The sequence below is a fragment of the Microbacterium sp. Au-Mic1 genome (assembly GCF_021341785.1).
In the GTDB taxonomy this organism is placed as follows: domain Bacteria; phylum Actinomycetota; class Actinomycetes; order Actinomycetales; family Microbacteriaceae; genus Microbacterium.
Map to the genome: position 1 here is coordinate 1 of NZ_JAJTTF010000007.1, position 20,866 is coordinate 20,866.

General features: G+C 70.1%; 16 protein-coding genes. 6 read left to right on the forward strand and 10 right to left on the reverse strand.

Annotated features, from left to right (window positions below; translation table 11 throughout):
• The 6 genes from LXM50_RS18740 to eno form a co-directional block, all read right to left on the reverse strand.
• A partial coding sequence (locus tag LXM50_RS18740; protein WP_233311305.1) for a matrixin family metalloprotease occupies positions 1–1,300 on the reverse strand: 1,300 nt, incomplete at its 3' end.
• Between the two features lie 355 nt (positions 1,301–1,655).
• Positions 1,656–3,071 (reverse strand): FAD-dependent oxidoreductase, encoded by a 1,416-nt coding sequence (locus LXM50_RS10670; protein WP_233311306.1) that lies wholly within the window; start codon positions 3,069–3,071, stop codon positions 1,656–1,658.
• 13 nt (positions 3,072–3,084) lie between these two features.
• Positions 3,085–4,395, reverse strand: a complete 1,311-nt coding sequence (locus LXM50_RS10675) for a S8 family serine peptidase (RefSeq protein ID WP_233311307.1) — start codon at positions 4,393–4,395, stop codon at positions 3,085–3,087.
• A 10-nt stretch (positions 4,396–4,405) separates the two neighbouring features.
• Positions 4,406–4,927 (reverse strand): DUF501 domain-containing protein, encoded by a 522-nt coding sequence (locus tag LXM50_RS10680; RefSeq protein ID WP_233311308.1) that lies wholly within the window; start codon positions 4,925–4,927, stop codon positions 4,406–4,408.
• A 34-nt stretch (positions 4,928–4,961) separates the two neighbouring features.
• Complete coding sequence (locus tag LXM50_RS10685) at positions 4,962–5,492, reverse strand: septum formation initiator family protein (RefSeq protein WP_233311309.1); 531 nt, start codon at positions 5,490–5,492, stop codon at positions 4,962–4,964.
• Positions 5,493–5,559: 67 nt separating this feature from the next.
• Complete coding sequence (eno, locus tag LXM50_RS10690) at positions 5,560–6,840, reverse strand: phosphopyruvate hydratase (protein ID WP_233311310.1); 1,281 nt, start codon at positions 6,838–6,840, stop codon at positions 5,560–5,562.
• Positions 6,841–7,079: 239 nt separating this feature from the next.
• Here eno and LXM50_RS10695 point away from each other — a divergent pair, with 239 nt between their 5' ends.
• A complete protein-coding gene (locus LXM50_RS10695) occupies positions 7,080–8,276 on the forward strand; it encodes a hypothetical protein (RefSeq protein ID WP_233311311.1) in 1,197 nt (398 codons plus the stop codon).
• Between the two features lie 99 nt (positions 8,277–8,375).
• Here the strand turns inward: LXM50_RS10695 and LXM50_RS10700 are convergent, their stop codons facing one another.
• The 4 genes from LXM50_RS10700 to LXM50_RS10715 form a co-directional block, all read right to left on the reverse strand.
• The gene (locus LXM50_RS10700) at positions 8,376–9,491 is read right to left on the reverse strand and encodes a sugar-binding protein (RefSeq protein ID WP_233311312.1); all 1,116 of its coding nucleotides are present in this window, start codon (positions 9,489–9,491) and stop codon (positions 8,376–8,378) included.
• Between the two features lie 76 nt (positions 9,492–9,567).
• The gene (gene mmsB / locus LXM50_RS10705) at positions 9,568–10,899 is read right to left on the reverse strand and encodes a multiple monosaccharide ABC transporter permease (protein WP_374107824.1); all 1,332 of its coding nucleotides are present in this window, start codon (positions 10,897–10,899) and stop codon (positions 9,568–9,570) included.
• Complete coding sequence (mmsA, locus tag LXM50_RS10710; protein WP_267920820.1) at positions 10,896–12,416, reverse strand: multiple monosaccharide ABC transporter ATP-binding protein; 1,521 nt, start codon at positions 12,414–12,416, stop codon at positions 10,896–10,898. The genes mmsB and mmsA overlap by 4 nt, the downstream gene beginning before the upstream one ends.
• A gap of 167 nt (positions 12,417–12,583) precedes the next feature.
• Entirely contained in the window at positions 12,584–13,597 is a 1,014-nt protein-coding gene (locus tag LXM50_RS10715) for a LacI family DNA-binding transcriptional regulator (protein WP_233311313.1), read from the reverse strand.
• 179 nt (positions 13,598–13,776) lie between these two features.
• Between LXM50_RS10715 and LXM50_RS10720 the strand changes: the two genes are divergently transcribed.
• From LXM50_RS10720 to LXM50_RS10740, 5 genes are all read left to right on the forward strand, one after another.
• Positions 13,777–15,264 (forward strand): amidohydrolase family protein, encoded by a 1,488-nt coding sequence (locus LXM50_RS10720; RefSeq protein WP_233311314.1) that lies wholly within the window; start codon positions 13,777–13,779, stop codon positions 15,262–15,264.
• Between the two features lie 176 nt (positions 15,265–15,440).
• On the forward strand, positions 15,441–16,829 hold the full coding sequence (locus tag LXM50_RS10725; protein WP_233311315.1) for a serine hydrolase: 1,389 nt from the start codon (positions 15,441–15,443) through the stop codon (positions 16,827–16,829).
• Positions 16,826–17,731: a serine hydrolase gene (locus LXM50_RS10730; RefSeq protein ID WP_233311316.1), complete on the forward strand. Its 906-nt coding sequence runs from the start codon at positions 16,826–16,828 to the stop codon at positions 17,729–17,731. Before LXM50_RS10725 ends, LXM50_RS10730 begins: the two co-directional genes overlap by 4 nt.
• Positions 17,732–17,847: 116 nt before the next feature.
• On the forward strand, positions 17,848–19,428 hold the full coding sequence (locus LXM50_RS10735; protein ID WP_233311317.1) for an ABC transporter substrate-binding protein: 1,581 nt from the start codon (positions 17,848–17,850) through the stop codon (positions 19,426–19,428).
• Between the two features lie 11 nt (positions 19,429–19,439).
• Positions 19,440–20,756, forward strand: coding sequence for a serine hydrolase (locus LXM50_RS10740; RefSeq protein ID WP_233311318.1), 1,317 nt, complete (start codon positions 19,440–19,442; stop codon positions 20,754–20,756).
• The last annotated feature ends 110 nt before the right edge of the window (positions 20,757–20,866 follow it).

The following is a 20,866-nucleotide window of genomic DNA, read 5'->3' on the forward strand; positions in this document are numbered from 1 at the left end:
CGGCTGAGGCGTCGGCGACGGGCGCAGGGCCGGCGGAGGGCGCCGGTGAGGGGTCGGCCGCAGGGGCGGGCGCCGGGTCCGGTGCGGGGGCAGGGGCAGGGGCAGGGGCAGGATCGGGAGCCGGCGCGGGATCGGGAGCCGGCGCGGGAGCCGGCAGCAGTGAAGCATCCACGCCGTAGCTCTCGCCGGCGGAGAGCGAAGGCGTCATCACCGTCCCCGGCGTGTGCCCGAGGCCGAGCACGTGGCCGAGCTCGTGGCGCACGACAGTGAGCAGGTCCATGTGCGCGGAGGCGGGATCGCCGGGGAACGTCACGTCCCAGCCCCACCCCGCGGCGTGCGCGTCGATGATGACGGATCCGGAGTCCTCGCTGCCGAGCCAGCCGGCGTCGAGGTCGCCGACGGTCGCGCTGAATCCGGAGAAGTCCGCGTTCGGGTCGACGGCCTGCCATTCGGCCTGCGCCTGGGCCACCGCGGAGTCGAGCTGGCTCTGGGTGAGCACGGCGGAAGCGTCCACCGGCGTGGCGGGGGCCGCGTCCGCCATGATCGGCGAAGGCGAGGGATCCGGAGTCGGGCTCGGAGTGCCGGCGGTTCCGGATCCGGTCGTCCCGGTCGACGTGTCGGATGATCCCGTGCCCGTCGACCCGGTGCCGGTCGAACCCGTCCCGGTCCCCGTCGTGCCCGTCGAACCTGTGCCCGTCGACCCGGTGCTGGTCGTACCTGTGCCCGTCGACCCGGTGCCGGTCGAACCCGTGCCCGTCGACCCGGCGCCGGTCGAACCCGTGCCCGTCGACCCGGTCGCGGGCGTGCCCGAGCTGCACGTGACGGAGTTGCCGTCGGCGCTGCGCACGCAGTGCATCTGCGAGCCCTGGTTCGACGGGGTCGGATCCGTCGTCGCCGGCGACGCGGCGGGAGTCACCGTCACGACCGTGCCGGGATCGCTCACCGGCGCCTCGACGACGCCCGATGCCACCGTCCCGGCGTCCGCGACCGGGGTGACCTGGCTCGCGGCGTCCACCTGCGCCTGCTGCAGCGCGGCCTCGTATGCGGCCTTCTCGGCGAGGTAGGCGGCCAGCGCCTCCGCGTACGCCGAGAACTGCTGCTGGGCGATCAGCCCCTCGAGCCGTGCCCGGCTGTTCGCAGCGTCCGCGGCGACGTTCGTCATCGCGGGAGCGGGGCGGGACGGGACCGAGGCGGGTGCGGCCACCGGCGGAACGGCCGAGGCGCTCGCCGGGAACGACATGACGAGCGCGGTCGCGAACGCGGCGACCAGCGCCACGGCGCGTGTGCGCCAGCTGCGCACGATCGGAAGATCCGACGCGCGCCGCCCCCTGTCATCCGTCCTGGTCGACACCAAGACCTCCAGCCCCGTAGAACGCACAGCTCCGTAGAACTGGTAGGCGCGCTCCCCCACGCGGATACCGAGACAAGTGGTACTCGCCCTGGAGCTCCCGCGTCAATACCCAAAATCCCGGAAGTCCGCCGCGTCGTCGATTCGCGCGTTCCGCGGCGGATCCGCCCCCATGCCGTCGACGACATACAGCCAGTTCCGACGGCGTTTCCTGCGAGACGCCGGCATGGCGGCCCTGCTGCAGACGCAGAACGCCCCCGGCCCCTCTGCGAAGAGGATCCGGGGGCGTTCCGAACGAGACGGGGCCCTACTTGGCGGCGCCGACCGGCTCCTTGGCCTTCTCGACCTTCGCCGGAGCCGCCTCGACGGCCGGGCGCGGACGTGCGGCGAACTCGTCGAACACGGCGCGCGGCGTCTGCACGGCCTCGAGGCCGACGATGTCGCGGCCGAGCCACAGGTTGTTCCACCAGCCCCACAGCACGCGCCACTTGCGCTCCCACGAGGGCATCGCGAGGCCGTGGTAGCCGCGGTGCGCGACCCAGGCCACGAAGCCCTTCAGCGCAAGCTTGCCGGACTGGAAGACGCCGTTGTAGAGGCCGAGACCGGCCACGGCGCCGAGGTTCTTGTGGAAGTAGTCCTTGGGCGTCTCACCGCGCAGCACCGCGACGAGGTTCTTGGCGAGCAGCTTGGCCTGGCGCACGGCGTGCTGCGCGTTGGGCACGCACATGCCTCCGACGCCGCCGCCGGACAGGTCGGGGACGGCCGACACGTCGCCCGCGGCCCAGGCGCCCTCGACGAACGCCTCGGGGGTGCCGACGCGCAGGTCGGCGCGGGTCTGGATGCGCCCGCGCTCCTCGACCGGCAGGTCGCCGCCGCGCACGACGGTGGGGTTGGCCATGACGCCCGCGGTCCAGACGATCAGGTCGGTCGGGATGACCTCACCGGTGGAGAGCTCGACGTTGCCGTCGACGGCGCCCTTGACCTGGGTGTCCAGGTGCACGTTGGCGCCGCGCTTGGCGAGATCCTTCAGCACCCATTCGCTCGTCTTCAGCGAGACCTCGGGCATGATCCGGCCCATCGCCTCGATGAGGTGGAAGTGGGTGTCGTCGAACGACAGCTGCGGGTACTTCGCGATGAGCGACGACGCGAACGAGCGGAGCTCGGCGAACGCCTCGATGCCGGCGAAACCGCCGCCGACGACGACGACCGTGAGCAGGCGGTCCCGCTCGGGCCCGGCGGGGATGGAGGCGGCCTTGTCGAAGTTCGACAGCAGCTTGTCGCGCACGGCGACGGCCTCTTCGATGGTCTTCAGACCGATCGCGTTGTCGGCGATGCCGGGGATCGGGAAGGTGCGCGAGACGGCACCCGCCGTCACCACGATCTGGTCGTACGCGAACTCGTACGGCTCGCCCATCGCCGGCGTGATCGTCGCGACCTTGCTGGCGTGGTCGATGCCGGTGACCTTCGCCGTCACCACGTTGGTGCGCTTCAGGTGGCGTCGGTGGGCGACGACCGCGTGCCGCGGCTCGATCGACCCCGCGGCGACCTCCGGCAGGAAGGGCTGGTATGTCATGTACGGCAGCGGGTCCACCATCGTGACCTCGGCCTCGCCCTTGCGGAGGTGCTTCTCGAGCTTCCACGCGGTGTAGAAACCGGCGTAACCACCGCCCACGATCAGGATCTTGGGCGCAGCAGCGCTCTTTGCCACGGTGCTCTCAGTCACGGAGGCTTACTCCTCAGTCATCGGGATTTTGGCGTGCGGATGCGCGCGCCGAACGGATGCGCCGGGCAGCAGCGGTGACGCCAAGCGCTATCAGGATACCAGGCACCGTGAGGGCTGTGAGCGGCAGGGTACCGTACAGCAACGAGTCCGGGCTGGGGATCAGCGGCGAGGTGGCCTTGGTCGGCGCATCCGCGCGCGGCAGAGGCGGGATCGCGACCGGGGTCGAGGTCGGCTGCTGCGGCTGCGGGGCCTCCGCCCGGCGGTGCAGGCGGATCCAGTCGGCCAGGTCGCCGAGCGGGTTCTGATCGACCGAAGGCACCGACGCGGACACCGCCGCCGCCGCGTCGATCAGGCCGTAACCGTAGAGCGGGTCGGGATGCGCGGTCGCCTGCGGCGCAGGGCGTGCCGTCTGGATGATCTGGTTGATCACGTTGTTCGCGTCCATGTCGGGGTGAGCCGCGCGCACGAGGGCGACGACGCCGGCCACGATCGGGGCCGCACCGCTCGTGCCGTTCCAGGTCTCGATCGTCCCGTTCGCGTCGACGCCGAGCAGCGACTCACTGGGCGCCGAGACGGCGATCGAGATGCCCTGGGTCGATGCGGCCTTGCTGGCAACACCGCGCTGGTCCACTCCCCCGACCGCGAGCACACCCGGGATCGTCGCGGGGGCGCCGACCATGGCCGTACCGCTGCCGCGGTTGCCGGCCGCCACCACCACCACGACGTCGTGCTGGAAGGCGTAGAGGAACGCCTCGTCCCAGCTGCGGTCCCACTCCAACGTGTTCGTGGTGAACGACAGATTGATCACGTTGGCGCCGTGGTCGACGGCCCACTTCATCGCGTCGGCCACCTGCTTCGTGAACGGCACGGGCGCCGTGGTTCCGAACCCGAGCGAGACGGAGAGCAGCTTCGCCTCGGGCGCGACGCCGATCATGCCGGTGCCGTCGGCCTTCGGCCTGCCCGCCGCCAGGGAGGCGACTCTGGATCCGTGATCGCTGTCCAGCGGCCCGAGCGGCGTGCGGCCGTCATCGGATCCGATCCCCGAGACGTCGGTGCCGTCGGTGACGGCGCCCTCGAACTCGGGCGGGCCCTTGGCGATGCCCGTGTCGATGACCGCGATGGTGACGCCCGCGCCGCGCGTGGTCTTCCACGCGGCGTCGATGTGGGCGCCCTCGAGCCAGTACTCGGCCGCGCGCTCGGGATCCGTCGGGCTCGGCGTCGGGGTGGCCCCGATCGCGAGCGGAGCCACGAGAGCGAGCGCGAGCACCGCCACGACGGATCGGATCCGCCGTGCGTTCAGGAGGCGTGTGGTCGACGACGTCATCGGACTCGGCTCACCGCCCCAGGGCGGCTCCCGGCTCCACGCACTCGCAGCGCTGGGGCGACCACCGCGCGCGCTGCAGCGCCTCGTCGCCGATGGGGTTGACGCCCTCCCCCGCGGCCAGCGCATGGCCGGCCAGGGCGTGCAGGCACTTCACGCGGGAGGGCATGCCCCCCGCCGAGACGCCCGCGATCTCGGGCACATCGCCGTACTGCGCGCGGTCGGCGAGATATGCCTGATGCGCCCTCAGGTAGGCGGCCGCCGTGTCCTCGTTGTCCAGCAGCGCGGCGAGCTCCGGCATCACGTGTTCGGCCTCGAGGGTCGACATCGCGGCGGCCGCGGCCGGGTGCGAGAGGTAGTAGAAGGTGGGGAACGGCGAACCGTCGGCCAGTCTCGGCAGCGTCGCCACGACCGTCGGGTTGCCGCAGACGCACCGAGCGGCGACCCCGACGACCCCCCTGGCCTCACGGCCGAGCTGGGCGGAGACGACCGCGATCTCGGCGTCGGTGGGCGGGGCGAAGGGCGGCGTGGTCACCCCTCCAGGGTACGGGGTCCGCCTGCGGGACGCCTCAGCGCGCGCCCGAGCCTGCGGCGGTCTTGGCGAGGCCGGCCCCGGTCACGCTGCGCAGCAGCTGTCCTGCCCAGTCCGACGACTTCTCCTGCACGGTGTCGCTGACGGGTGCCTGTTCGACGGGCTGAGCGGCAGGATCGATGTCGTTGTCGATCAGGTAGACGACCTCGCCCGGCTTGACGTAGAACAGCCGTTCCCTGGCCTGCGCGGTGATGTAGGCCGGATCGTTCCAGCGCTGGCGCTCCGCCGTGAGGGCGTCGATCTGCTTCTGCGTGACCTGCACGGAGTGCTCCAGCGCCGCGATCCGCTGCTTCTGATCGAGATAGGTGCCGAGGGTGGGCACGAGCACCCACGCCCCGAGCACGACGAGCGACAGCATGATCACCATGAAGCCGCTGAGCCTGATGCCGCCGACCCAGCCCCGCACGTCGACGGCGCGGGCGGGCGCGGCGCGCTCGGGCCGCCCGGCCGGCCGGACTCCGGAAGCGGCCGCCGCGGACGACGAAGGAGGAGTCCGACGTGATGTCATGACTCCTCCTCCGTGTCGTCAGCGGCCTCCGGCCGATGGCCGGACCGGCGATATGCGGATGTGCCGCTCAGCCCTTGAAGCGCGGGAAGGCGGAACGTCCGGCGAAGACCGCCGCGTCGCCCAGCTCCTCCTCGATGCGCAGAAGCTGATTGTACTTCGCGACCCGCTCGGATCGAGCGGGCGCGCCGCTCTTGATCTGGCCCGAGTTCACGGCGACGACGAGATCGGCGATCGTCGTGTCTTCGGTCTCGCCGGAGCGGTGCGAGAGCATCGTGGTGTAGCCGGAGCGGTGCGCCAGGCTGATCGCGTCGAGCGTCTCGGACAGCGTGCCGATCTGGTTCACCTTGACCAGCAGCGAGTTCGCGACGCCCAGATCGATGCCCTTCTGCAGGCGCTCCGGGTTGGTGACGAACAGGTCGTCGCCGACGAGCTGGATCTGCGAGCCGAGCTTCTCGGTGAGGCCCTTCCAGCCGTCCCAGTCGTCCTCAGCGAGGGCGTCCTCGATCGTCACGATCGGGAAGTCCTTGACCAGGCCGACGTAGTAGTCGGTGAGCGACGCGGCGTCCCAGTCCTTGTCGTCGAGGCGGTACACGCCGTCGTTGTAGAACTCGGTGGCGGCGGCGTCGAGGCCGAGCGCGATGTCGGTGCCCGGCGTGAAGCCGGCCTTCTCGATCGCCTTGACCAGGAACTCGAGGCCCTCGCGGTTGCTGGGCAGGTCGGGGGCGAAACCGCCCTCATCGCCGAGGCCGGTGGCGAAGCCCGCGGCCTTCAGCTCGCCCTTGAGCACGTGGTAGACCTCGGTGCCCCAGCGCAGCGCCTCGGAGAAGCTGTCGGCGCCGATCGGTGCGAGGAAGAACTCCTGCATGTCGATGCCGTTGTCGGCGTGGGAGCCGCCGTTGATGACGTTGAACAGCGGCACGGGCAGCAGGTGCGCGTTGGGGCCGCCCAGGTAGCGGAACAGGGGCAGATCCGCCGAGTCGGCCGCGGCCTTGGCCACGGCGAGGCTCACGCCGAGGATCGCGTTCGCGCCCACCCGGCTCTTGTTGTCGGTGCCGTCGACCTCGATGAGGATCTCGTCGATGATGCGCTGCTCGCTGGCCTCGACGCCCTCGATCGCGGGGCCGAGCTCGTCGATCACGGCCTCGACGGCCTTCAGCACGCCCTTGCCGCCGTAGCGGCTCTTGTCGCCGTCGCGGAGCTCGTACGCCTCGAAGGCGCCAGTGGACGCACCCGACGGCACGGCGGCGCGCTGCACGATGCCGTCATCGAGGAGCACCTCCACCTCGACGGTCGGGTTGCCACGGGAGTCGAGAATCTCGCGTGCGCCTACAGCCTCGATCAGTGCCACAGAGTGCTCCTTGTTCAAGAGGGAAGTGGGGTGGTGGAGCGTCGTCGATCCGCAGCCCAGTCTAGTCGGAGCCTGGCTCGGACCACGGATGATGAAGCGCGGGCGCCCGCGACCGGTGCCCTCGAGTCGTCGCCACCTGCGCCGGTATCGCCGGCCCTGTCCCGGAGTCGTCCGCCGCAGCGGGCCACGACCCGGATCCCGCCGATGACGCCGCCGCACCGGATCGGTATCCTTCCCCTGTGGTGCTCGATTCCCCACCCGCTCTGATCACGGCGGCGCCGCGTCGGATGCGCGACGGCGACGGGAGCGTTCGCGTGTCCGCCGATGTCGACGGAGCGGATCCGCTGTGGTTCTCGGTGGCCGCCGAGCACGAGGACCTCCTCGGCGACCGGGCCGACCACATCGCGGTCGCGCTCCTTCTGCCCGCGATGCGGTACGGGCGCGACCTGCATGTGGGCGGGACCGTCACGGACAGCCTGCTGCATCGGCTGAACCATGATCTGCAGCCGCTCGTGCGCTCGGTGCACGCGGCCTACCGCAGAGTCTCCGTGACGGCGGACGACGCCGTCCCGGCCGGATCAGCCCCGCCCGGGGTCGTGACGGGGTTCTCCGGAGGCGTGGACAGCTTCGCGACGCTCATGGAGTACGCGCTCCGTCCGGGGGTGCCGCCGGACATGCGGGTCACCCACCTGGTGAACAACAACGTGGGAGCCCATGGCGAGGGCGGAGGCGCGCTGTGGGACGCGCGCTACCGCGCGCTGGCGCCTCTCGCAGCCGACCTCGGGCTCCCGTTCCTCCGTGTCGACAGCAACGTCGGAGCGCACTATCCGGGAATGGGGTTCATGGAGACGGTCACGTTCCGGAATGCGGCCGCGGTGCATCTTCTTGGCGGAGGCGTCGGACGCTCCTACCATGCGTCCGAGGGCGCCTACCGGAATGTGCGCATGCCGCCCCCGCATGGCGACATCGGCTTGGCGGGCCCGATGACGTTCCCGCTGCTGTCGACACCCGCGCTGACCCTGGAGTCGACCGGTTCGGGACTGTCCCGCATCGAGCGGACGCTCGCGCTCGCGGGCATGCGGCACTCGCGCTACCTCGACGTGTGCATCGATCCCGACCCGGCGAGGACGACGAACTGCTCACGCTGCTGGAAATGCATGCGCACCATGCTCACCCTCGATGTCGCCGGCCGGCTCGACGAGTTCGTGCCGCAGGTGTTCCGACGCGAGCCCTATCTGGCGCGCCGAGCGGCCTACTACGTCGAGCTCCTGGCATCGGAGGAGCCGAACGACATCGAACTGGTCGAGTTCGCCGACGCGAGGGGCTGGCGATGGGGGCACGTCGCGCGGCCGCGGGCCGGAGTGCGGCGCGCCGCACGCGCGACGCGCGACGCAGGCCGCTCCCTCCGGCGGCGCATCCGGCCCGACACGGCTTAGCCGCACGGGCGCCGAGCCGGCCGCCGCCACGGCCGGGGAACGCGGAAGGGCCGCGCGGTGATCCGCGCGGCCCTTCGCTGTCTCTGTCCGGTGCAGGACTTACTTGTTGTACGACTTCACGACGTCGAGCAGAGCCGGGACGTTGGCGTACGCCTCGGCGGCGTTGTCCTTCGTCACGATGACCGGCGCGAGCAGGAACGACGGGACGACCTTGACGCCGTTGTTGTAGGACTTGGTGTCGTTGACGTCGACCTTGTCGCCCTTCTGCAGCTCCTGAGCCATCTTGATCGCCTGGGCGACCAGCAGCGTGGTGTCCTTGTTGATCGTGGAGTACTGCACGCCCTCCATGATCGACTTCACCGACTCGACCTCGGAGTCCTGGCCGGTGACCACCGGAACCGGCTTGCCGGCCTGCTGCACCGAGGTGATGATGGCGCGGGCGAGGGTGTCGTTCGGGCTCAGCACGCCGTCGATCGTGGCGGAGCTGTAGTTGGCGGTGAGCAGCGCGTCCATGCGGCGCTGCGCGTTCTCTGCCTTCCAGCCGTCCGTCGCGGTCTGGGTGATCTCGGTCTGACCCGAGACGACCTTGAGCGTGCCGTCCTTGATCTTCGGCTCGAGCACGTCCATCGCGCCCTTGAAGAAGACCGCCGAGTTCGCGTCGTCCGCGGAGCCGGAGAACAGCTCGATGTTGTACGGCGCCGGGTGGCCCGCGCGCTTGGCGAGGCCGTCCAGCAGGGCCTGGCCCTGCAGCTGACCGACCTTGAAGTTGTCGAACGCGACGTAGTAGTCCACGGCGTCCGTGTTCTCGATCAGGCGGTCGTACGCGATGACGGTCGCGCCGGCGTCGTGCGCGGCCTTGACCTGGGTGGACAGCTGCTTGCCGTCCTTCGCGCCGATGATGATGACCTTCGCACCGCCGGTGACCATGGCCTGGATCTGGTTCTGCTGCTCGGCGACGGTGTTGCTGGCCGGCGCGTACTGCACGTCGGGCTTGAAGCCCGCCTTGGTCAGACCGTCGGTGAACAGCTTGCCCGCCAGCACCCAGTTCTCACTGGTCTTGTCCGGCAGGGCGACACCGATCTTCGCGTCGGCCGCGAAGCCCTTGGCGGCCGCACCGCTCGAGGCGGGGGTTCCGCCGCGCTCGGACGAGCAGCCGGTGAGGGCGAAGGCACCCGCGACGACGACCGCTGTCGCCGAAAGGAGGATCTTCTTCATTGGGATCTCTTTCTCTCTTGGTGTGTGCATCTCAGGTGAATGCAGGATCGTGCCGCGAGCGCGGCCCGGACCTCTTTTACTTGCCGCTCGCGCTGCCGGCGGCGGTGGGGAACGGCTCTTCCGAACGGGAGAACCGGCGCGTGATGAAACCGGTGAGGGACGGACGGCCCTGCTGCTTGTTCCAGACGTCGACCGCGACCGCGAGCAGGAGCACGAGGCCCTTGACCATCGAGACCACGTCGGCGCCGAAGCCGAGCAGCGCCATACCGTTGTTGAGGAAGGCCATGACCAGACCACCGATGATCGATCCGATCACGGTGCCGATGCCGCCGGAGACGGCCGCACCGCCGATGAACACGGCCGCGATCGCGTCGAGCTCCCAGCCGTTGCCGTCCTGGGGGCCCGAAGCCGTGGCGCGGGCGACGTAGATCATCGCCGCGACCGACGCGAGCACCGACATGTTCATCATCACGAAGAAGTCGGTCCAGCGGTCCTTCACGCCGCTCAGGCGCGCGGCCTGACGGTTGCCGCCGACCGCATAGAGGTGACGGCCGAACACGGTGTTGCGGGTGACGAAGGTGTAGACGATGACGAGCAGCAGCAGGATCACGCCCGAGATCGGGAAGCTCGTTCCCGGCCGCCCGGTGGCGAACAGCCAGCCCGCCACGAGGATCAGGGCGGACAGGACCACGACCTTGACGACGCTGACCCAGACCGGCGCGACCTCGGTGCCCGCCTTGCGCTGCGAGCGGCGCAGGAACATCTCGAACACGACCACCCAGACGACGGCGAGCAGCGCGAGCACCATGGTGAGGAAGTTGAACGGAACCGAGATCGGCAGCTCGGGAAGGTAGCCGGCCCCGATGTACTGGAAATCGGTGGGAACGGCGACCGAGGTCGACTGGCCGAACCACTGGTTCGCGCCGCGGAAGAACAGCATTCCCGCCAGGGTCACGATGAACGCGGGGACGCGCACGAATGCGACCCAGAATCCCTGCCACGCGCCGACGAGCGCGCCGAGGGCGAGGCCGAGGAGGATGGCCGCCCACCACGGGAAGTGCCAGTTCGCCATCGACTGGGCCACGATGATGCCGACGAAGGCGGCGACCGAGCCGACGGACAGGTCGATGTGGCCCATGATGATGACCATCACCATCCCGATCGCGAGGATCAGGATGTATGAGTACTGGCTGACGACGTTGATCAGGTTGCCAGGCGACAGAGTCAGCCCGCCGGTCCAGATCTGGAAGATGATGATGATCACGACCAGGGATCCGAGGATGCCGAACTGACGGCTGGTGGACTGGCCGCCGCCCATCATCTTCGTGATGTCGCGGAAGCGGAAACCCTCCGGCGTCGGAGGCGTCGGCGTCGTGGCCGACGGGGTCGGGGTCGTGGTGGTGCTCATGCGGATGCTTTCTGAGTGAGGGAGGTCATGCTGCGCATGAGCGCCTCCGGGGTGGCTTCGGATGCCGGGAGGCAGTCGGTGACGCGCCCCTCGAACACGGTGTAGATGCGGTCGGACATGCCGAGCAGCTCGGGCAGCTCGCTGGAGATGACGATGACGCCCTTCCCCTGAGCCGCGAGCTCGTTGATGATGCCGTAGATCTCGTACTTCGCGCCGACGTCGATGCCGCGCGTGGGCTCGTCCAGGATCAGCAGATCAGGATCCGTGAACATCCACTTCGCCAGCACGACCTTCTGCTGGTTGCCGCCCGAGAGCGTGCCGACGCCCTGATCGACGGTCGGGGTCTTGATGCGCAGAGACTTGCGGTAGCGTTCTGCGACCTGCGCCTCCTCGACATCGTTGACGACGCCGTTGCGGGAGATCTTGGAGAGCTTGGCGGAGACGATCGAGCGCTTGATGGTGTCGAGCAGGTTGAGGCCCAGTACCTTGCGGTCCTCACTGACATAGGCGAGTCCGTGCCTGATCGCGCTGCGCACGTCCGGGAGGGAGATCTCCTGCCCGTCCTTGACGATCGTGCCGGAGAGGAACTGCCCGTAGGAGCGCCCGAAGATACTCATCGCGAACTCGGTGCGGCCGGCGCCCATCAGCCCGGCGATGCCGACGACCTCGCCACGGCGCACCTCGATGCTGGATCCCTTTACCACCATGCGCTCGGCGACCGAGGGGTGGCGGACCCACCAGTCCTTGACCTCGAAGAAGACGTCGCCGATCTCCGGGGTCCGGTCGGGGTAGCGGCTCTCGAGCGAGCGTCCGACCATACCGCGGATGATGCGGTCCTCGTTGATCTCGCCGCGGCCGACGTCGAGCGTCTCGACCGTGCGCCCGTCGCGGATGATCGTGATCTCATCGGCGATCTGCTCGATCTCGTTGAGCTTGTGGCTGATGATGATCGACGTGATGCCCTTGGCCTTCAGGCCCAGGATCAGGTCGAGCAGGTGCTGCGAGTCGTTCTCGTTGAGTGCCGCGGTGGGCTCGTCGAGGATGAGCAGCTTGACGTCCTTGTTGAGCGCCTTGGCGATCTCGATGAGCTGCTGCTTGCCCACGCCGAGGTGCTTGATCGCGATGTCCGGGTCCTCCTTGAGACCGACACGGGCGAGCAGCTCGACGGTGCGCTGCTTCTGCGCGGTCCAGTCGATGCGCGGCCCACGGCGGATCTCGTTGCCGAGGAAGATGTTCTCGGTGATGGAGAGCTCGGGGATGAGCGCGAGCTCCTGGTGGATGATCACGATCCCGGCATGCTCGCTGGCCGCGATGTCCTTGAAGCGCTGCTCCTGCCCGTAGAGCAGGATCTCGCCGTCGTAGCTGCCGAACGGGTACACCCCGGACAGCACCTTCATCAGGGTCGACTTGCCGGCACCGTTCTCGCCGCAGATGGCGTGCACCTCACCGGTGCGCACGGTGATCGACACATCGGAGAGGGCCTTCACGCCCGGGAACTCCTTCGTGATGCTGCGCATCTCGAGGATCGGTCCCGCCACAGTGGGCAACGCCGTCGTCTCGCTCACGGATCTCCTTCGATACCAAAGTCCGATGTTGATGTTCCAGTAAATGTTACCGTTCACATCGGGTTACATCGTGCCCTCGCGCTTCGGCAGTGTCAAGTGCCGTCGCCGAATTCGTGTCCTTACCGTGACGCGGCGGATTCGCGTCCGCACAGCACCGGCACGACCGGACCGAACGCCGGCGGGGTCTCTCCGCGCAGCTGTGCCAGCAGGATCCGCACCGCGCGTCGGCCCAGCTCGGCGAAGTCCTGGTGCACCGTCGTCAGCGGCGGGGCCACGTGCGCCGCCACAGGGATGTCGTCGAAGCCGACGACGCTCACATCGATCGGCACCCTCAGGCCCGCGTCGCGGAAGCCGTGCATGAGCCCGATCGCCATCAGATCGTTCGCGGCGAACACCGCCGTGAAATCGCGCCGGCGGGCGAGCTCCTGACCCGCGAAATACCCGAAGTCGGCGGTCCAGTCACCTCGGATCGGCGGGATCGTCGGCAGGTCCGCATCGCGCATCGCATCGAGGTACCCGCGCATGCGGGACTCTGCCTCGATCCAGTCCTGGGGTCCCGCGAGGTGCAGGATGTCGCTGTGCCCGAGCCGGATGAGGTACTCCGTGATCATGCGCGCGCCGGCGAGCTGATCCGCGGAATGACTGAAGCCGTCCGATCCCGACGCCGTCTGCAGACTGACGAACGGCACCGATACGGCCATCCCGCGGAGCACGTTGAAGACGCGCACCTGGGGGGCGAGCACGACGATGCCGTCGACGGCTTCCCGCACCAGCTGACGGACCGCGGCGCCGATCGCCTCGGGCGTGGTGTCGGGCAGGTTCAGCGTGCTGACCGAGTAGCGCTCGGCACGCGCCGCGTCCTCGATCGCCGCGATCGAGGATGTGGGCCCGAACTCGCCGGTGGTCGCCGAGAGGATCCCGAGCGTGTTCGAGCGGCTGGTGGCGAGCGCGCGTGCCGCGATGTTGGGCCGGTAGTCCAGCACGCGGATGGCGTCGAGCACCCGCTCCTTCGTCTCCGGGCGGATGCTGGGATGCTCGTTGAGCACGCGCGAGACGGTCTGATGCGAGACCCCGGCGAGCCGCGCGACGTCACGGATGCTGGGCATCCGGGCGCGCTCGGAGGAGGTCGACATGCAGAGCCTCCTCGATGTGCACGGTCACATGGATGAGTCCATTATGGGGTCGGAGCGATCCGCGCGCATCCGCGTCGCCGCCGCGCCGCCCGTGACCTTCGTCGCGGCGCACCGGAACAGGCGGGATCTTCGTCCGCCCGCAACGGACATCCGGGTGCGGATGCTGGCACCGTGGGGGCGTGGAAACTCTGCTGCGCGGCGGGCGCGTCATCGACCCGAGGACCGGTTCCGACACGATCTCCGATCTGCTGATCTCCGACGGCCGGATCGCCGCGATCGGATCCGGGATCGCCGCGCCGGAGGGGGCGACCGTGATCGATGCGGGGGGCCTCGTCGTCGGGCCGGGCTTCGTCGACCTGCACAGCCACGTGCACTCGATCGCCGGACATCGTCTGCAGGCTCTGGACGGCGTCACCACGGCGCTCGATCTGGAGGCCGGCCTCATGCCGGTGGCCGAGGCCATCGCGCGTGCCGGACGCGAGGGGCGTCCGCTCAACTACGGGTTCTCCGCCTCCTGGGCCCAGGCGCGGGCCTACGCGCACCTCGAACGCGTCCCGGTCCCCGACTTCACGGCGTCGATGGATCTCCTCGGCAACCCGGGATGGCAGCGCTCGTCGAGCCCCGCGGAACGGCGCCGCTGGCTGGGGCTGCTGGAGGACGAGCTCGCCGCCGGGGCCCTCGGGATCGGCGTGCTGATGGGCTACGCCCCGCGCTCCGACCCCGATGAGTACCTCCAGCTCGCCCGCCTCGCCGCCGCGGCCCACGCGCCGACCTTCACGCACGTGCGGGAGCTGATCGAAGCCGACCCGGCGACCCCGATCGACGGCTCGGAGGAGCTCGTGCGGGCGGCGGCGGAGACCGGGGCCGCGATGCACCACTGCCACGTGAACAGCACGTCGCTGCGCCACGTCGACCGCGTCCTCGGACTGTTGGACCGCAGTCGTGCGGCCGGATCCCGGGTCACCGTCGAGGCGTATCCCTACGGCGCGGGCAGCACCGCGATCGGCGCGTTCTTCCTCGCGCCGGAGAAGCTCGCGGGCCTGGGCATCGACCCGACTGCACTCGTGCTCGTCGACACCGGGGAGCGCATCGCCGACGAGGCCCGGCTGCGCGAGGTGCGCGCCGCGGATCCCGGGGCCGCGTGCATCGTCACGTTCCTGGACGAGGCGGATCCCCTCGATCGCGCCCACCTGCACCGGGCGCTCGCCTACCCGGACGCGATCGTGGCGAGCGACGCCATGCCGATCTCGTGGCCGGGATCCGGCGGAGCGCCGACCGTCTACGAGCAGCGCCGCTGGCCGCTCCCCGAGGGCGGGCAGACGCACCCGCGCACGGCCGGGACCTTCGCGAAGTCGCTCCGCCTCATGGTCCGCGAATCCGGCTCCTGGAGCTGGACCGAGGCGTTCCGCCGCTGCTCCTACCTGCCCGCGCGCGTGCTGGACGAGGTCTCCCCCGCCATGCGCGCCAAGGGCCACCTCACGGTCGGCGCCGATGCGGACCTCGTCGTGCTCGACCCCACCACGATCACCGACCGTGCGACCTACGCCGACCCCACGCGCCCCTCCCGGGGCGTGCGGCACCTGTTCGTGCACGGCACCGAGGTCGTCCGCGCCGGGGACATCGTGGTCGACGCCCACCCGGGGCGCGCCGTGCGCGGCGCCGCATAGTCGGCGACGCCCCTGTGCCCGGTCCACGGCCGCTGACCGGCACAGCCTTGTCCGAAGGCACCAAGGTCTCCGGAAGCCTCGTCGGCACGCACCAACGGGACGCGGATCCGCGCGCATAGTCTCGGCCCCATCGCCGTCACCCTGACCGACGGCGCACTCGACGAAGAGGAGCGCACATGTCCGACCTGAACGAAATCGGCACCTGGGTGCGGGAGAACCTCCCTGCACTGATCGCCGATGCGCACGTCCCCGCCGCCTCCGTGGGAATCCTCGCCGGCGGCGAGGTCTTCACCGCCGCGGCCGGCATCCTGAACAAGAACACCGGGGTGGAGGCCGACGAGGACTCGGTCTTCCAGATCGGCTCCATCACGAAGACCTGGACCGCGACGCTCATCATGCAGCTCGTGGACGAAGGGCTGCTCGATCTCGATGCCCCGGTGCGCGACACGGTCCCCGCCTTCGCGATCGGCGACGACGCCGCCGCCTCCGCGATCACCACCCGCCAGCTGCTCAGCCATGTCAGCGGCTTCGAGGGCGACCTCTTCAACGACACCGGCGTGGGCGACGACGCGGTCGAGAAGTACCTGGCGACCATCGCCGACGCCCCGCAGCTCTTCGCCCCCGGCGAGCGCTTCTCGTACAACAACGCGGCCTTCGTGGTGCTCGGCCGCATCGTCGAGGTGCTGCGCGGCCAGACCTACGACCAGGCGCTGCACGCGCACCTCGCGCGCCCCCTGGGTCTCACGCATGTCGCGACCGACGCCTCGCAGGCGATCATGTTCCGCGCCGCGCTCGGGCACATCCCTGCGGACGACGGCGACGAGCCCGTCGCCGCCCCCGTGTGGAGCCTGGTGCGCTCCAATGCTCCGGCCGGTTCGATGCTCGCGATGACCCCGCGGGATCTGCTGGGGTTCGCGGGCATGCACATGGCCGGAGGCGTCGCTCCCGACGGCACCAAGGTGCTCTCCGCGCAGAGCGTGGCCTCGATGCAGGAGCGACAGGTCGACCTCCCGAACCTCGGCGTGCTCGGCGACGCCTGGGGGCTGGGCTGGGAGATCTTCGACTGGACCGGCGGGCCGGTCTACGGTCACGACGGCGGCACGATCGGGCAGAACGCCTTCCTGCGCTTCGTGCCCTCCGCGGGCGTCGCTGTCGTGCTGCTCACGAACGGCGGCGACACGGTCGGCCTCTACTACGACCTGTTCTCGAAGATCCTCTCGGCCCTCGCCGGTGTCGACATGGCTCCGCTCCCGGTGCTCCCCGACGCTCCTGTCGACGTCGATCTCGACCGCATCCTCGGCACCTACTCATCCTCGGTCTCCGACTCCACGGTGAGCGTCGACGACGAGGGCCGGATCTGGCTCACCCGCACGATGAAGGGGATCTTCGCCGAACTGGGACCGGCACCCGCTCCGGTCGAGCTCGTGGGCTGGTCCGGCGACAGCCTCCTCCCCCGGGAGAAGGACCATGGCATGCGGATGCCGCACGCCTTCGTCGGCGACGACGGCAGCGGCCGCGCCCTGTACCTGCACACCGGACGCGCGGACCGCCGGGTCGACGCATGAGCGCCCTCACCGCCACAGCGACCTCGATCGCGGAGGTCTTCGCGGACGCCGACGCGGAGGGCTTCCTGCACGCACGCGCGATCGGCACGGAGTCCGGGCCGGAGGTGGACTCCGGCGCCGACGAGCCCGTCGTGCTCGCCTCGGTCTTCAAGATCCTGGTGCTCACCGCCTACGTCCGCGCCGTCGCCGCGGGCACCTTGGATCCGACCGAGAGGACGACCGTCACCGCGCGGTACCGCATCGGCGGCATCGGCACGGCCGGATTCTCCGACGACGTGGAGGCGAGCTGGCGCGACCTCGCCCAGAACATGATGACGATGAGCGACAACGCCGCCACCGACGTCCTGTACCACCGCCTGGGCGGCGAGGCCGTCGATCGCGTGATCGCCGACCTCGGCCTGCGGAGCACTCGGCTCATCGGATGCTGCGAGGACCTTTTCGCGTCCGTGGTGGCCGACCTCGGCGGTTCCGCCGACGACGATCTGGAGGAGCTGCTGGCCGGCACGGATCCCGAGCGGCTGCTCCGGATCTCTGCTCTCGATCCCGCACGCACCTCGGCGTCCACGCCCCGCGACGTCACGACGCTGCTGAACGCCCTGTGGACCGACACCGCGGCGCCCGCCGAGGCCTGCGCACAGGCCAGGGCGATCATGGCGCAGCAGATCTGGCCGCACCGCCTGACCTCCGGGTTCCCGAACGGGGTGACCCTCGCGGCGAAGACCGGGACGCTGCCGGGCTGGCGCAACGAGGCCGGTGTGGTCACGTATCCGGACGGCCGTGCGTACGCCGTCGCCGTCTTCACCCGCGCGCACACGCTCGACGAACGGCTTCCGCGTGTCGACGCCGCGATCGGCCGCGCCGGATTCGCGGCCGTCGAGCAGCTGCGCTCCGAGCGCTCCTGAGGTCCGGGCCGACCCGTCCAGGGTCGGCCCGGACCCTCCTCACCTCGATCCCTCTCCCCTTTCTGCGCCATTCCCCATCCCATCCCGCACCACCCGAACACTGCTGGAGGCTTCTGATGCGACACCGCACCCCGCTCATCGCGATCCTCGGCGCGACCGCCCTCGTCCTGACGTCCTGCGCCGGAGGCGGCGCAGCCGGAGCCGGCAAGGACGCCGCGCTCGCGACCGGGAAGACGTTCACGCAGGCCATCGCGACCGACCCCGGTTCACTCGATCCGTTCATCACGGCGATGTCCGTCGCGCGAGGGATCGACCGGTTCCTGTACTCGCGCCTCGTCGAGATCAAGGACGACGGCAGCATCACATCCGGCCTCGCGGAGAAGTGGAGCGGCGACACCACGACCGCGACCTTCACGCTGCGCGACAAGCTCACCTGCGACGACGGCACGCCGCTCACGGCGACCGACGTGGCCGCCAACATCAGCCATGTCGCGGATCCCGCCACCGCCTCTCCCCTCATGGGGCTCCAGGTGCAACCGGGCACGACCGCGGTCGGCGACGACGCCACGCGGACCGTGACGGTCACGAGCGGCCGCCCCGATTCCTTCCTCCTTCAGAACGTCGGCAGCATCTCGATCGTGTGCGGCACCGTGCTCAAAGACCCCAAGGCCCTCGCCGCCGGCAAGGGCGCGACGGGCATGTTCACGATGACCGAGATCACGCCGAACAGCCAGTACACCCTGACGCGCCGGAAGGACTTCACCTGGGGACCCGGCGACTGGGATCCGACGCAGAAGGGACTGCCGGACAAGGCCGTCTTCCGGATCATCCCGAACGAGACCACGGCGGCCAACCTCGTGATGTCCGGCGAGGTCAACGCCGCCGGCGTGCTCGGGCCGGATCAGCAACGGCTCCAGAACGCCAAGCTCTTCAACACGCAGATCCTCGCCCCGGCCGGCCAGCTGATCTACAACCAGGCGAGCGGCAGGGCCACTTCGGATCCCGCTGTGCGCAAGGCGCTCACCCAGGCGGTGGATCTGACACAGGCCCGTCAGGTGTTCGCGGGCGAGGAGCCGACCGGCTTCGTCACGGTCGCCCCCAACCCGTGCCGTGCGGACACCGTCAAGGGCAACATCCCCGGTTTCGATGCGAAGGCGGCCGGCGCCGCCCTCGACGCTGCGGGCTGGAAGCTCGGATCCGACGGAATCAGGGCCAAGGATGGCAAGCCGCTCACGCTCAAGATGATCTACGCCTCGGTTCTCGGCGACACCGGCACGGCGGCCGTCGAGCTGCTGCAGTCGATGTGGAAGAAGATCGGGGTGGACGTGACCGTGAAGTCCCTCGACGGCCCTTCGCTCAGCGAGACGCTGCTGTCGACCGGGGACTGGGACATCTCAGGAGCGGGGGTCACGGTGGGTCTGCCCAGCTCACTGGTGCCGTTCTTCTCCGGACCGACGCCGCCGAACGGCTCGAACTTCGCCGCGGTGGACGACCCGGCCTACGTCGCCGCGGTGACCGCTGCATCCGCCAAGGCGGGCACCGAAGGATGCGATGACTGGGCCGCCGCGGAGAAGTCGCTGCTCACGACGTCGTCCGTCGTGCTCTATGCGACCATCGCGCGGCACACCTTCGCCAACAAAGCCACCTTCAGCGAGGACGACGGCATCGCTCCGACCTCGATCCGCATGTACGAGTGAGGGGGAGCACCATGCTCGACGACCTTCAGGAGCTGCTGGACGACGGCGCCCGCGAGACGAAGGTGCCCGGCATCGCGGTCGGCATCGTCGACGGCGGCGCGGAGCACGTGCTCACGACGGGCGTCGCCTCGACCGCGACCGGGGCGCCCGTGACAGCGGACACCCTGTTCGCGATCGGATCCACCTCGAAGACCGTGACCGCCACGGCCGCGATGCGCCTCATCGAACAGGGCGCCTTCGACCTGGACACCCGGGTCGCCGACCTCCTGCCCGATCTCCGGCTGGCCGACGCGGACGCCCTCGACCAGCTCCGAGTGCGGCATCTGCTCACGCACTCCGGCGGCTTCCTCGGCGACATCGACGATGACGCCGAGGACTGGGGGCCGGATGCGCTGCAGAAGAGCATCGCCGGCTTCGGCGAGCTCCCGCAGCTCTTCCCGCCCGGGGCGATCGCGTCGTACAGCAACAGCGGTCTGCGCCTGCTCGGCCATCTCTGCGCCGTCGTGGCCGGGCGCGGGTTCGAGGAGCTGATCGCCGAGTCGGTCCTCGGGCCGCTCGGCATGACGGACAGCGTGTACTTCCCCTGGGAAGCGATCACCCGGCCGGTCGTGACAGGCCACGTCGTCGTCGACGGCGTCGCCCGGCCGGCTCCGGTGTGGGGCCTCACCCGCGATCTGGCGCCCGAGGGCGGCCTGCTCTCCTCGGTCCGCGACCAGCTGCGGTATGCCCGGTTCCACCTGCGCGGCGAGGCGGAGGGAACCGCCCCGATCGGCGACGAGACGCGACGGACGATGCAGCGCGCGCACATCGAGGTGGGTCCGCCGCTGGACGGCATCGGCCTGCCCTGGCTGCTCACGCACGTCGGCGACGCACGCGTGGTACGGCACGGCGGGAACATCAGCAATCTGCAGCTCAGCGAGATGGTGCTGCTGCCGGACGACGACCTGGCCGTCACCGTCCTGACGAACGGTGCGAGCGGGCTCGGTCCGCAGATCGTGTCCTGGTGCCTGGAGAACCTGCGCGGGATCCGTCCTGCGCCGGTGGACGACGTGCCGACCCACCCGTCGCCCGACGATGTCCTCGGACGCTACGACGTCAACCTCTGGCAGAACGTGGTGACGCGCGAGCACGACGAGATCGTGATCACGCCCGAGCTGCGCCAGGACCTCATCGACCTGGGACTCCCGTCGCTGCCGACCGTCCGCGCCACCCTCGGCGCGGACCTGCTGCTGCGCGACCACGACGGGCGCGCGGTGGGCCGGTTCCTCACCGCCGCGGACGGCACGGAGTTCCTGCACATGGGGCTGCGTGCGGCCCCGCGGATCTGATCCGTCGGCCGATGGGCGGGCGACGTTGTCACGACGCACAACTTCGCCCGTCCATCTCGTGGCCGCCGACAATCCGGCTCCGCACCGCGGTCAATAGCCTCGGTCCCACC

Coding starts and splice junctions, on each gene's coding strand:
- LXM50_RS10735 (WP_233311317.1), top strand. CDS start 17,848: ATGCGACACCGCACCCCGCTCATCGCGATCCTCGGCGCGACCGCCCTC.
- LXM50_RS10715 (WP_233311313.1), bottom strand. CDS start 13,597: ATGTCGACCTCCTCCGAGCGCGCCCGGATGCCCAGCATCCGTGACGTC.
- LXM50_RS10675 (WP_233311307.1), bottom strand. CDS start 4,395: ATGACGTCGTCGACCACACGCCTCCTGAACGCACGGCGGATCCGATCC.
- mmsB (WP_374107824.1), bottom strand. CDS start 10,899: ATGAGCACCACCACGACCCCGACCCCGTCGGCCACGACGCCGACGCCT.
- LXM50_RS10700 (WP_233311312.1), bottom strand. CDS start 9,491: ATGAAGAAGATCCTCCTTTCGGCGACAGCGGTCGTCGTCGCGGGTGCC.
- LXM50_RS10740 (WP_233311318.1), top strand. CDS start 19,440: ATGCTCGACGACCTTCAGGAGCTGCTGGACGACGGCGCCCGCGAGACG.
- LXM50_RS10725 (WP_233311315.1), top strand. CDS start 15,441: ATGTCCGACCTGAACGAAATCGGCACCTGGGTGCGGGAGAACCTCCCT.
- LXM50_RS10685 (WP_233311309.1), bottom strand. CDS start 5,492: ATGACATCACGTCGGACTCCTCCTTCGTCGTCCGCGGCGGCCGCTTCC.
- mmsA (WP_267920820.1), bottom strand. CDS start 12,416: ATGCGCAGCATCACGAAGGAGTTCCCGGGCGTGAAGGCCCTCTCCGAT.
- LXM50_RS10730 (WP_233311316.1), top strand. CDS start 16,826: ATGAGCGCCCTCACCGCCACAGCGACCTCGATCGCGGAGGTCTTCGCG.